The sequence below is a fragment of the Acinetobacter sp. T_3_1 genome (assembly GCF_025377055.1).
Classification (GTDB): domain Bacteria; phylum Pseudomonadota; class Gammaproteobacteria; order Pseudomonadales; family Moraxellaceae; genus Acinetobacter; species Acinetobacter kookii.
Genome location: NZ_JACHVD010000018.1, coordinates 1 through 12,202 on the forward strand (window position 1 = coordinate 1; position 12,202 = coordinate 12,202).

Annotated in this window: 10 protein-coding genes and 2 pseudogenes; 2 read left to right on the forward strand and 10 right to left on the reverse strand. The window is 44.1% G+C overall.

The window, feature by feature from the left end; translation table 11 throughout:
- The 4 genes and pseudogenes from H4I94_RS13695 to pncB form a co-directional block, all read right to left on the reverse strand.
- Nucleotides 1-209, reverse strand: a pseudogene (locus tag H4I94_RS13695) (transposase); the annotation flags it as partial.
- Nucleotides 210-409: 200 nt separating this feature from the next.
- Nucleotides 410-1,261 (reverse strand): archaetidylserine decarboxylase, encoded by an 852-nt coding sequence (gene asd / locus H4I94_RS13700; RefSeq protein WP_261183456.1) that lies wholly within the window; start codon nucleotides 1,259-1,261, stop codon nucleotides 410-412.
- Nucleotides 1,258-2,106: a sulfurtransferase gene (locus H4I94_RS13705; protein WP_092820643.1), complete on the reverse strand. Its 849-nt coding sequence runs from the start codon at nucleotides 2,104-2,106 to the stop codon at nucleotides 1,258-1,260. Before H4I94_RS13705 ends, asd begins: the two co-directional genes overlap by 4 nt.
- A gap of 112 nt (nucleotides 2,107-2,218) precedes the next feature.
- On the reverse strand, nucleotides 2,219-3,424 hold the full coding sequence (gene pncB, locus H4I94_RS13710) for a nicotinate phosphoribosyltransferase (RefSeq protein WP_261183457.1): 1,206 nt from the start codon (nucleotides 3,422-3,424) through the stop codon (nucleotides 2,219-2,221).
- 358 nt (nucleotides 3,425-3,782) lie between these two features.
- Here pncB and dtd point away from each other — a divergent pair, with 358 nt between their 5' ends.
- Nucleotides 3,783-4,223 carry a D-aminoacyl-tRNA deacylase gene (gene dtd / locus H4I94_RS13715; protein WP_131274220.1) on the forward strand — a complete coding sequence of 147 codons (441 nt, stop codon included), beginning with the start codon at nucleotides 3,783-3,785 and terminating at the stop codon, nucleotides 4,221-4,223.
- Nucleotides 4,224-4,445: 222 nt separating this feature from the next.
- On the opposite strand, the gene H4I94_RS13720 is transcribed toward dtd, so the two are convergent.
- From H4I94_RS13720 to serB, 3 genes are all read right to left on the reverse strand, one after another.
- Nucleotides 4,446-4,925, reverse strand: coding sequence for an SCP2 sterol-binding domain-containing protein (locus tag H4I94_RS13720; RefSeq protein ID WP_131274221.1), 480 nt, complete (start codon nucleotides 4,923-4,925; stop codon nucleotides 4,446-4,448).
- A gap of 152 nt (nucleotides 4,926-5,077) precedes the next feature.
- Entirely contained in the window at nucleotides 5,078-5,413 is a 336-nt protein-coding gene (aciT, locus tag H4I94_RS13725) for a ciprofloxacin tolerance protein AciT (protein ID WP_092820635.1), read from the reverse strand.
- Nucleotides 5,414-5,836: 423 nt separating this feature from the next.
- Nucleotides 5,837-7,057 carry a phosphoserine phosphatase SerB gene (gene serB, locus H4I94_RS13730; RefSeq protein WP_261183458.1) on the reverse strand — a complete coding sequence of 407 codons (1,221 nt, stop codon included), beginning with the start codon at nucleotides 7,055-7,057 and terminating at the stop codon, nucleotides 5,837-5,839.
- A 77-nt stretch (nucleotides 7,058-7,134) separates the two neighbouring features.
- Here serB and H4I94_RS13735 point away from each other — a divergent pair, with 77 nt between their 5' ends.
- Complete coding sequence (locus tag H4I94_RS13735) at nucleotides 7,135-8,388, forward strand: hypothetical protein (RefSeq protein ID WP_261183484.1); 1,254 nt, start codon at nucleotides 7,135-7,137, stop codon at nucleotides 8,386-8,388.
- Between the two features lie 94 nt (nucleotides 8,389-8,482).
- Here the strand turns inward: H4I94_RS13735 and H4I94_RS13740 are convergent.
- The 3 genes and pseudogenes from H4I94_RS13740 to mhpT form a co-directional block, all read right to left on the reverse strand.
- A pseudogene (locus tag H4I94_RS13740) lies at nucleotides 8,483-9,429 on the reverse strand (bile acid:sodium symporter family protein).
- A gap of 89 nt (nucleotides 9,430-9,518) precedes the next feature.
- Nucleotides 9,519-10,163 (reverse strand): bifunctional nicotinamidase/pyrazinamidase, encoded by a 645-nt coding sequence (gene pncA, locus H4I94_RS13745; RefSeq protein WP_261183485.1) that lies wholly within the window; start codon nucleotides 10,161-10,163, stop codon nucleotides 9,519-9,521.
- 229 nt (nucleotides 10,164-10,392) lie between these two features.
- A complete protein-coding gene (gene mhpT, locus H4I94_RS13750; protein ID WP_261183459.1) occupies nucleotides 10,393-11,598 on the reverse strand; it encodes a 3-(3-hydroxy-phenyl)propionate transporter MhpT in 1,206 nt (401 codons plus the stop codon).
- Nucleotides 11,599-12,202: the final 604 nt, after the last annotated feature.

The following is a 12,202-nucleotide window of genomic DNA, read 5'->3' on the forward strand; positions in this document are numbered from 1 at the left end:
TGAGACCAGTCATGAACGATCAATGCATAGCGATGCTGTGACGAGTTGATCTGCTCACATGCAAGCTGTTCAATCGGCTGGTTTAACTGGCTAAAAGAAATCTTGTCATTATTCAGGAATCGCCAGACGGCCTGTGTGGTTGCGAAACTCGACCTTTGGGCAGAAGCCAGGTCTTTGATTGCGGGAGCAAGTGAAGCGAGAGGATTCATATTGAGCTTTACAAGGCTGTTATAGCGTTTAACCAGACGCTGATCCAGACCGGAGATGTTAAATTGAAGAGCATGCTCTTCAATTTAATGCAAAGCTCGGGAATTGTGTAGATACCTATGCCTAGAAGGAGAGGGTTAGGGAGAGGTAATACTTAAAAGCCCCTCCACCTAACCTCCTCCCATAGGGAGAAGGAATATTATTAAACCGTATGCCCCAAAGCTTCGCCCATCACTACAACGGAATTGGCTTTAAACATCGGGTTCCATTGCATTTTATCTTTTTCAAATAACACCACAGCGGTTGAACCCAAATAGAAACGGCCCAGCTCTGCGCCTTTTTCCAGAAACAGGTTGTGCTGGTTGAGTTCCAGATGTCCACTCGGTTTTACCTTACCCGTTGCCACGGTTTCAATGCCTGCAACAATCATGGCACCGACTAGAACCACCGCCATACGCCCCAGTTCAGTATCAAACAGACAGACCATACGTTCATTGCGCGCAAACAGGCCTGGAATATTTTCTGCCGTAGTTTGATTAACCGAGAACAATTCCCCTGGCACATATAAGGTTTCAGTCAAAGTTCCGGCAAAAGGCATATGCACACGGTGATAATCTTTAGGTGATAAATACACTGTCGCAAAATGACCATTTTTGAAGGGTTCAGCCAATTGCGGATCGGCAATCAGTTTTTCCACCGAAAAGCTTTGTCCCTTGGCCTGAAAAATATCGCCTTCTTCGATTTTACCCAATTGTGAAATGGCACCATCTGCAGGCGACACAATACTGTGCGGATCCGTATCGATTTGACGCACACCCTCTTTTAAAGAGCGGGTAAAAAATTCGTTAAATGATTTGAATTTCAATGCATTGCTTTGTTCAGCAATCGACATATCAATCCCATACTGGGCTTTGAAAGCCTGAATCACGGTATTTTTGATGATTGGGTTTTCGCTCGCTGCGAGTTTACCCACGACACGTGATAACTGGTGTTGGGGCACAACACGTTGAGCTTGAATAAATAATTGTTTTTTTAAACGTGATGTGAAACTCAAGACGGTAACTCTCCGGTAATAATCGGACTGTCGAGGCGGTTGCCCCATTCACTCCACGCACCATCATAAGCCTGTATCTTCCAACCGAGTAATCGACCCAGAATATAGGCCAGACCCGAACGGTGATGTGACTGACAATACACCACCACAGGTTCATTTAAATTGAAACCCAGTTGTTCCAAGCGCTGCTGAGTGCGTTCTAGGGGATGCAATTTTAAATGATTTTCACGATTTAGGGCAGTGCTCCATTCAAAATGTCGCGCATCTGGAATGTGACCGCCGCGTCGCGCTGCGAGTCGAAGACCGGTATATTCATCTTCGGTACGGCAATCCCACAATTGAATGTCATGGTTCTGGACTTTTTCTAACAGCTCTGCATATTCAATACGGTACTTTTCAATATTGCTCTGGTTAATGTCCACTAGAGACCCTACGGGAACTAATTTTTCCACGTCTGAAGAAGTAGGCAAACCGGCGGCCAGCCAGGCATGAATGCCTCCATTCAACAGGCTGGTATTTTCAAAACCCAGACAATGCAGGTTCCAGATCAGGCGCCCTGCCCAGGCACCCCCTTCATCATCATAAGCCACCACATGATGTTCAGGCGAAATGTTCAGGTATTCGATCAGGGCTTTTAAACCCTCTACATCGGGCAATAAACCTGATGCTTGCTCTTCTTGGTGTACCAGCTGTTTCGGCTGCACATGAATGGCATGCGGAATATGCAATTGATCATAAACAGAACGACGGCTTAAATCGACAATGCGTAATTTTTCATTGCCTAAAAATGGAACCAGCTCTTCTGCTTCTATCAGCAGACCAAAATTAAGTGCAGATACAGTCATACTTTTTCATGTTTTATTTAGATCAACATTGCCGATCTTAGCATAAGTCATTTTCACTATTATGCTGATTTTTTACATTCATTTAGCAGAAAATCAGCTATAGCCATCATGATTATTCCGTTTCGGTAAGATTAAATACCTGACGTAAATAGGCCAGAAAGGTATCGTTATCGGTCATGGTTTTTCCTGGGCTGTCGGAAATTTTTGCCACCGATTGACCATTGCATTCCACCAGTTTTAACACAATATTGAGAGGCGCTTGTCCCAAGTCATTGGTTAAATTGGTGCCAATCCCAAAGCTGACCTGAAAACGGTCTTTAAAGTATTGATGCAAGTCCCAGGCCTTTTCCAGATTCAGACCATCACTAAAGGTCAGCATCTTGGTTTTGCTGTCAATTTTTAATTTCTTATAGTGGGCATAGGCTTTGTCACCCCATTCATAGGGATCGCCACTGTCATGCCGCAGACCGTCAAACAGTTTGGCAAAGTACAAATCAAAGTCACGCAGGAATGCATCCATCCCCACCACATCCGTCAGAGCAATCCCTAAATCGCCACGATATTCCTGCACCCAGGTTTCCAGTGCCGCTTTCTGAAAATCGCGTAAACGCACATCCAGAGCCTGAAAGGCCTGTAAAAACTCATGCGCCATCGTTCCAATCGGCGTAATACCCAATTCCTTGGCAATCAACACATTGCTGGTACCCCGGAAAATATTCGGTGAAGCATGGTTAAATACTTCAATCACATGTTTTTGCCATGCAAAGCTATAACGACGACGCGTACCGAAATCCGACACCAAAAAAGGTGGATCATGAGGTTTCAGTTCTTTTTCATAATGCTTTAACAGTTCGACTTTAGCTTGCAAACGGCGTTCACCTTCTGCCAGAACGTCATCACTGCGAATACGCATGAAATACAGTTCATTGACAATGGCCAGAACAAAAATCTCAAACATCATGGCCTGAACCATCGGACCTTCAATCCAGATGTCCAGACGGCCTTGCTCATCAATGCTGGCTTTAATAAAACGGCGTTTCAGCTGGAACAGTTCCAGATAATCCACGAAATCACTTTTGATAAAACGTAAACTGCGAAGATAGAGCAGCTCATCTTCTTTAAACTTAAGCTGGCATAAAGAGTCGAGTTGCTGGTTCAAATCGTCCAGAATATCCGTCAGCGGATAAACGGTATCCTCTAAATTACGGCAACGGAAATGATAAACACTGTGCGTTTGAGGAAATTTATGCAGTACCACCTGTAGCATGGTGAATTTGTACAAGTCGGTATCAAGCAAAGATTGAATGATTGGAGCCATATCTAATGAAATTTCGCTGTGCTGACTGCATTAAAACACACTTTTTATCTTGATATTGCTAGTTTTGCGTACAGCTGTACCCGTCAAGCCCATAGCATAAGGGCTAAACCTCACTGTTATTCAGTAATAGAGCCGTATTTCATTTCCTCTAAGATGCCTTGGGTCACGACTCTCACATTTACTTACTCATATCCAGTTTCGTGAAAATCTGCTTGAATTTATTCATGCAAAGATAGCGCAAAATATCTTTAACCAAACCTGATAATCCAGTGGAGATATTATGTGTATTTTAAAGCTTAAATTTCTGCCTGTTTGCTACAATGCTGCGGATAAATTGAAGATTTAAATTGGTTAAGTTATGCGTGCATTATTGCAACGGGTTCTGGAAGCAAAAGTTGTGGTGGATGGTGAAACCACCGGGCAGATTGAAAAAGGCATTCTGGTTTTTCTGGGCCTAGGCAAAGAAGACAATCTGGACAAAGGTAAAAAGCTGATTGATAAGATATTGAAATACCGTTTTTTTGATGATGAACAGGGCAAAATGGGCTGGAATGTGGCTCAGTCCGGCGGTGGATTATTACTGGTTTCGCAATTTACCCTAATGGCACAAACGCAAAAAGGTTTACGTCCGGACTTTGGTCCAGCCATGCCACCGAGTGAAGCCAAAGCGCTTTATGAACAATTAGTAGAATATGCACAATCCCAATTTGAAAATGTGCAAACGGGCATTTTTGCCGCCGACATGAAAGTGCATCTGGTCAATGATGGGCCTGTCACGTTTAATCTGGAAGTTGAATAAACAGCATAAGGCTTCAGCTATAAAAAAAGCCCTCTTTTGAGGGCTTTTTGAATCCTCCCCAACCCTCCTTTTTCAAAGGAGGGAGCTATTTCTACTAAAATTATCTTAGTTTTTTGACAGCTCCCCTCTTTTTAAAGAGGGGTTGGGGGGAGATTTTATAATGATTTATCTAATCATCTTACTTAACTGACCAACATGACTCAGTTAAGAGCATTTTTTAAATTACTTACCGGTTTTTTCACGAATAAATGAACGTACCAGTTTCACTTTTTCTTGGACCGGTTTAGGTAATTTTGGCGGAATGAGTTTGGCAACTTTATTAAACCAGACCAAAAGGCCAAAATCGCCTTCCATCTTAATGGTGCCATTTTGCATGCCAGTCATGAAAGCACTTGGATCACCTTTCATTAAAGTTTTTACGCCCTGTTCACTGTCTGCAAACTGCAAAATGAAGTCCGCTTTTTCTGCATCGCCTGCTACTGTGTCAATTTGCCCATTGTTTACAATAATTTGACGTGCAACACCCAAGTCGGTACCAATTTGAATACGGAATTGACGTTCATGAACCAGCTCAATAAATTTTGGACTGGTACGCGCCAATTGCTTCATACGCAAGGCTAAGCCCGCAACTAACAAATCAAGCGGATCCGTGCTTACATCGACCAGCGGTAATTTTACGACAGGAATCGAAGATAGTTTCATGACATTTAAGCCTATTGTAATTGTTGGAAAATTGACGAGTTATCCTACCATAACTTGGGTTTTTTGAAGTAAGGCTTTGTATAACAATAATCAATAAAAAAAGATGTGCCGGAGCACATCTTTTGAATTCTTTGATTTATAAGTCTTTCGAATTAACGGCTTGAATAATGTTGCTGCTCATCGTCATAGACTGGGGTATGTTCAATATAGCGACGTTTGGCTAAAGCGCGTTCTGCACGACGATCTTCGCGGATTAACAGCAGGGTTAAAATTGCCATGACTGACATTAAGGCAGTCAGATAACTGTATCCCATAGGTAAATCAAACACCACTTGAGTACTGAGGCGAATGGCTTCAATCAATCCCCAAAACAGCATACCTGCAAACATAAAGCTTAACAAACGACGATAAGGCGAGAAGAAAACAGCTATCAAAGCAGCGGCAATCAAGCTTAAGCCTATGATGGTTGCTAAATTCGCTGTAACCATAAAAACCTCCGTCCTAATAGGATTTTGACACTTTTATATGGGTCTAAATCAAATCCCCGATACCGTGAATAAATGATGAAAAATATTGATATCAATCTTTATGCAAGCATTATGCGGAGTTTTTTTAAGAAAAAAAGTCTTGTATTTTCAGCAAGCGACACACCTTGTCGCAATATTATTTTGTCATTACATTTTTTTATTTTTAACTTTTTCTGGAAGTGAGATGGGCTCAGACTTGCCGTGTCATTACAAAAAAACAACGTAGTAAAAGCATTAAAAAAATATTTTTTACGAATGGATAGATTGTGGTTTTTATCAGCCATTTAAGTCAACCGCTCATCGTAATTTGACTCTTTTTATCACAAAAAAACGCGACATCAATGTCGCGTTTTGTCAATGAACATCTACAGTTAGACCTACTCCTTAAGCACGGCTCAGGTCTTTGTCATGTACACCTAAAAGATATAACACCCCATCCAGGCCCACACTTGAAATCGCCTGATTGGCATTCTGGCGTACTAGAGGCTTGGCACGGAAAGCCACCCCTAAACCGGCAATCGACAGCATTGGCAAGTCATTGGCCCCATCACCGACGGCAATGGCCTGTTCCAGTGAAATATCCATCTTGTCCGCCAATTCACGCAGCAACAAGGCTTTGCGAGCGCCATCCACAATATGACCTTTGACTTCACCAGTGACCACACCATCTTTGACATCCAGAATATTGGCATGTACTTCATCAATCCCCAGTTTTTCTTGCAGATATTCGGCAAAATACTGGAAACCACCGGAAAGAATTGCCGTTCTATACCCCAACGCTTTCAAGGTCGAAATCAGGCGCTCTGCCCCTTCGGTCACGGTGAGACGCTCGGCAATTTTAGGTAAAACAGATGCATCCATGCCTTTGAGCAAGGCCACGCGGGCACGGAAGCTTTGCTGGAAGTCCAGTTCGCCTTGCATGGCACGTTCAGTGATGTCAGCCACTTGCTCACCGACACCGGCTTCAATGGCCAGCTCATCAATGACTTCCTGTTCAATTAAGGTAGAGTCCATGTCGAAACAGACCAGACGGCGGTTACGGCGGTACGCATTATCTTCCTGAACCGCGACATCGACACTCAGTTCAGCCGATAAACGCAAGCAGGCTGCACGCATGGCAGTCGCATCCAGCATTTGTCCTTTGAGGCCAAATTGCACGCAAGAGCGTTTTGGCCCTTCAACTGCACCATTGAGTTCCGGACGGCCCGACAAACGGGTCACAGTTTCAATATTAAAGCCCTGACTGGAGACAATCTGGGTCACCGCCTGCAAATGTGAAGCGGTCAATTCAGGTGCCAGAGCAGTCACGATATACCGGGTCTGCCCCCCTTCACTCACCCATTGATCATATTCTGATGCAGTGATTGGCTTAAAGCGCACTGTTAAGCCAATATCATGTGCTAGAATCAGGATCTCCTTCATGGCTAATGCTGTAGCAGTTTGGTCATCTGACGAAACAACAATACCTAAAGTCAGTTGGTTATGGATGACGGCTTGTCCAACGTCCAAAATTTGTAAAGAATGTACGGACAATACCTGCATTAATCGTGTAAATTGATTAGGCTGGTCGGGTCCCAAAAATGATATAAGAATGATTTCTCGCATGAATTGACTCGGATCTGAGCTACAACTATTGTTAGAATCATAATCGAATTTGAACATAAATGCCTTGGAAGTTTACGTTGAATGCGCCTAGACAAGGGCTATTTGCTAGCCTACTGATTGTAAGTTTTGCTTTACACACCTTTTTACTGGTCCTTGCGACAACGCATCAGCTGAATGCTAACCGCGCCAGTCAGGGACAGCTGATGACCTCACAACTGGTCACGGACAGCCTGTCCGAGCTGGAACCGGCCAATACGGTGTCATTGGCTTTACTGGCCGACCGTTATGCCACCAACCCGAGTGTGGCCTCTATCCGTATTTTGGATGCGAATAATCAGGTACTGGCAACAGGTGGCTTAACCAAGACACGCCAAGGCGAAGTGTTTGTTCGTGAAGCCCTTCAAAATGAAAAGAAAGTTGGCAGCATTGAAATTACCCTCATTCAACCCAGCATTGGGGAAATTTTACGTACCCAATGGCTGGCGATTTTACTATCGCTGCTGATTCATGGCTTGTTATGGCTGGCCTATCGTGCCATTGCCCGTCCAAGCCGTACCGAATATCTGGCGCGTATTAACAATGAATCGCGCCTCAAACATGAAATTCAAACCCTGACCCAGGCTTTGGAACAGGAACAGCACAATGCCGCTGTTGCGATTGCCCAGGCACAGAACAATGCCCAGACCAAAGCTAAAGTCAAAGAATCGAAACCGGTCATTCTGGATGACAATTGTATTGCCCTGAATATCCAGTTTTATGATCCAAAACAGCTGATGGATTCGGTCAATAAAACCGTTTCTGTTCCCTATTTCAATTTATGCCAGATTTTTCTGAACAAAGCCGCTGAACTCTGTGTCCAGCACTACAAGTTAAACAGTTCGGATATCGCCACCATCCATAAATTTGATGAACATGGCGCCACCATCAGCATGTCGGTAGAAACGCCCAATGCGGTGCAATGTCTGGTGATGATCAGTACCGTATTCCAGCTCTTGTCGGATGTGCTGTACAAACGTTATCGAGAAGAAAAGCGTTTCGTGTTGCAAACCCGCAGTGCCATTTCCAGCCATGTTGAGGCTATGCACCTCAGCCCTGTCCAGGCGGCAGAACGTTTGGTACAACAATTGGCAGCCAAAGAAAGTGCCATTCATTTGCCGAATGAATTACTGAAAGCCATTTCAGACCGTTACCAGCTGGTCAGCCTGCCGAATCCCACCAATGTGCTGACCCGTCATGCCTTTATGATGAACGGTATGGATAGCGAAGTGGCCGAATTGGCACAAACCTTTAGAACTGAAATTTTAAAAGCCAAGCAATCCAAAGCATCTTAAAAAATAACTCAATAAAAAAAGCCGAGTTCATGGACTCGGCTTTTATTTCTGATTCTATGCTGAAGTACCACTGTGCCCTGCAGAAATCTCCTGATCATTCTTCTATTTTATCTGTCCTGCTTGCCCAATAACTGGCTAATGCAGGACCCGAAATGTTATGCCATAAACTAAAGATGGCACTTGGTACCGCCGTAATCGGTGAGGCTGCAAAATGTACCGCAGCCAAGGCCACGCCCAGACCCGAGTTTTGCATGCCGACTTCTACCGCAACGGCTTTACAGTCTGCATAAGGCAGTTTAAACAGGCGGCTTGCCCAAAAACCCAGCAAATAACCTAAACCATTGTGCAAGGCCACTACCCCCAGAATCAATAAGCCGGATTGCAAAATTTGGGTCTTACTGCCTGCAATAATTGCCGCCACAATGGCCACAATCGCCACCACTGAAATTAAGGGCATCACCTGAATATAAGAGTCCACTTTTGACTTCAGGACAGCCCGAACAATTAAACCCAGAATGATTGGAAACAACACCACCTGAAGAATCGAACCCAGCATCGACAGGGCATTTATCTCAATCCACTGGCTGGCCAGAAGATAAAAAATTGCCGGGGTCAATACAGGCGCCAAAAGAGTGGAAACTGAAGTACAGGCCACAGACAAAGCCGTATTCCCTTTGGCCATATAGGTAATCACATTGGAGGCTGTCCCGCCCGGGCAACAGCCCACCAGAATCACGCCTATGGCAATTTCAGGGGGCAACTGAAACAGTTGACATAAGCCATAGGCCAGTCCCGGCATGACAATAAATTGGGCAGCTACCCCGATCACTACGGCTTTAGGACTGTGCAGCACCCCTTTAAAATCATCGACTGTCATGGTCATGCCCATATACCGAACATGATGATTCCCAGCATCCAGGCGATATAGGCTTTCAGCCAGACAAAGGCTTCCGGGAAAATTAAAGCAATACCGGCAAATAGTACGACCCATAGGGCAAAGGTTTTCTGAATAAATTGCGTAAAGCGCAAGAAATAAGGCATGAAGATTAATCCCCCGATATTTATTCCGGTATCTAACCGATGCAGGAGCTTTTACCATATTCAGCAGCAAAAACGGATATTTTCCCGGATTAAACTGTCGATGCTGCCTGTGGCTGAATAATATCTTTAACCAGAATACGCTTTACTCCGGCTGCCAGCATGTCTTGCCAGGCATGTTGCAATGAACCGTGTAAATCAATGCCCTTGGTGGCATCGGAAATTACATAGGTTTTTAATCCCAGTCTGCTGGCATCTATTGCCGTCCAGGCCACACAAAAATCAGTGGCAATGCCGACAATAAAAACGCTATCAATGCCGCGTTCTTTTAAATAGCCGGCCAAACCGGTTGTGGTTTTTTGATCTGCTTCCAAAAAGGCTGAATAGCTGTCGATATGGGCATGCGCGCCCTTGCGGATAACCAGTTGTGCCTTCGGTAAATGGAGGTCAGGATGGAGTTCTGCATCAGCAGTACCTTGTACGCAATGTGTAGGCCACAGCACCTGAGTGCCATAATCCAGTTCAATCGTTTCAAACGGTTGCTTTGCTGGATGATTTTCAGCAAATGACACATGATTCTGTGGATGCCAGTCCTGGGTAATGACAATATTGTCAAAATGCTGCCCCAATTGGTTAATGTTCGGAATAATCTGATCCGCATTGGCCACAGCCAAGTTGCCACCGGGGGTAAAACCATTTTGTACATCTACAACAATCAAAGCCGCATTCTGCATTATTTTCATCCCTTGCAATCTGAGTTTGCGAGCAAGCATAGCCTAAAAGCGGAGCAGATTTTTAGCCTTGGGGCTAAAAATAGCATGACTGCCGGTTCGGATAAAAATCATCAGCTGACTTGGCTTGTTCAAAGCGAGTAGTGAAACAGGGAGCCATTCTTGCTGCCTTATCCAGAGCGGGCATGAAAACAAAAAAGCCTGCAAATGCAGGCTTTTTGAAATGTTTTTATCTTTACACTTTGGTGCGGTTGACCAGAATCAGCATACATACTGCCGAGATAATGATACATGGAATCGCTGCGGTAATAACGCCTGCTGCACCGAAGCCTGCAGTCAGTAACTGACCTGCAATGACAGGACCCAGCATTGCGCCAATACGGCCTACTGCAGAAGCAACACCTACACCGGTACCACGTACTTCGGTTGGATACACGATACTACCGAAAGCGTACAGTACACCCTGACAGCCGATTACGAAGGCACCCGCCAATGCTGCAGCCATATACATCTGGTTCAGCGAGTTTGCACCGTTTAATGCCAATAGGCCTGCCAAAATACCGCCGTACATCAACAGAATCACGTAGGCTTTTTTCCAGCGGTCAGTCAACATACCCAGAATAATCGTACCGATGGTCGCAGTCACCATGAAGTAGAACTGTGCAGTTGAACCGTCTTTACGGGTAAAGCCCAATTCCATAAACAATGATGGCAACCAGCTCAGCATGATGTAAACCACCATCAGCGTGAAGAAGTAGCTCACCCAGATACAGATTGTGCGTAACAGGTTATCGGAGTTAAACAGATCCTTGAATGAACCTTGCGGTGCAGCAGCAAGTTCAGCAGCGGTTTTGTTCTGTGCTTTCAGGTATTCTTTCGATTCAGGCAGGAATACCATCATCAGTGGAATCACGAAAATCGGCAATAAACCGCCCAAGTAGAACACATTCTTCCAGTTCGCACCGAATTCAGTGGCGGCAATTAAAGACAAAATTGCTGCACCGACCGGCATACCACAGTACATCAGGCCCACGGCACGACCACGGTTTTTTGGAGACACGGCTTCTGATGCCAGCGTGATCAGAATTGGCATCGCACCACCCAGACCGGCACCCGCCAGGAAACGCACGGCCAGCAACGTGTTAAAGCTGTTCACCCAAACCGTACATAAAGTAAATACGGCAAATGTTGCTGTCGACCAGATCAACACTTTTTTACGACCAATCCGGTCAGCGAGTCGGCCACCGATCAGTGCACCTGGTAATAACCCCAGAATCCCTGCACTAAAAAACACACCCAACTGAGAGCTGTCGAGACCAAAATGTTCACGAATACCTGCAGCGGCGATGCCGGCTGCCTGAATATCCAGACCTTCAATCACAGCAATCAGAAAACAGATCGCTACCGTGACGATGGCATGCTTATTATCTGATTTTTCCATTGGATTATCCTTGTTCAATCAGCGTTACTAAAAAGAAGGCCATCATCCATGAGTCTGGACATTCAAATAACTACCAATAAGTGGAAGAATCTACAGTTTATTGACAAAAATACGGGAAATTTAAAACTTTTCGATACCAACACACATAGTCGCAAAAGCACTTAATCAAGTTTAATCCACACACAAAAAATCAACATGCCCCTTATCATTTCAATTCTGAAAATCATCTTATGCGAAAAGAGTTAAAATAGATTAATAGTTTTTATTAATTATTCTGGTAGTTTTGAATAATTATTTTGATAGATTAAATGCCTATTTTATATAGCTTTAAAGTCTATACTGATCTTTAATAAATCTTAAATTCTGAGGTTTTTACCCGGAATTGGCGAGTTGATTGGGCTCAGTATAGTTTTTTGAAATATAAGTCGCAATTTTTACAGTCCAAAAAAGTGATCTTGAGCGATTAAAGCGGATAAGCATTTCAGGACATATCCATTTAAAAAATTATCTGGCTTTTTAATTGTTAGATTTTTCACTTGCTTTTCATAAAGTTTTTAGATGGTTTGACTAAAGCATATTGTTCTTCACCACTTGTTCGTTCATA

Excerpts from the sequence above, each read along its gene's own strand:
- H4I94_RS13705 (WP_092820643.1), bottom strand. The coding sequence starts at position 2,106 with ATGACTGTATCTGCACTTAATTTTGGTCTGCTGATAGAAGCAGAAGAG.
- pncB (WP_261183457.1), bottom strand. The coding sequence starts at position 3,424 with ATGGCTCCAATCATTCAATCTTTGCTTGATACCGACTTGTACAAATTC.
- mhpT (WP_261183459.1), bottom strand. The coding sequence starts at position 11,598 with ATGGAAAAATCAGATAATAAGCATGCCATCGTCACGGTAGCGATCTGT.
- H4I94_RS13720 (WP_131274221.1), bottom strand. The coding sequence starts at position 4,925 with ATGAAACTATCTTCGATTCCTGTCGTAAAATTACCGCTGGTCGATGTA.
- aciT (WP_092820635.1), bottom strand. The coding sequence starts at position 5,413 with ATGGTTACAGCGAATTTAGCAACCATCATAGGCTTAAGCTTGATTGCC.
- serB (WP_261183458.1), bottom strand. The coding sequence starts at position 7,057 with ATGCGAGAAATCATTCTTATATCATTTTTGGGACCCGACCAGCCTAAT.
- dtd (WP_131274220.1), top strand. The coding sequence starts at position 3,783 with ATGCGTGCATTATTGCAACGGGTTCTGGAAGCAAAAGTTGTGGTGGAT.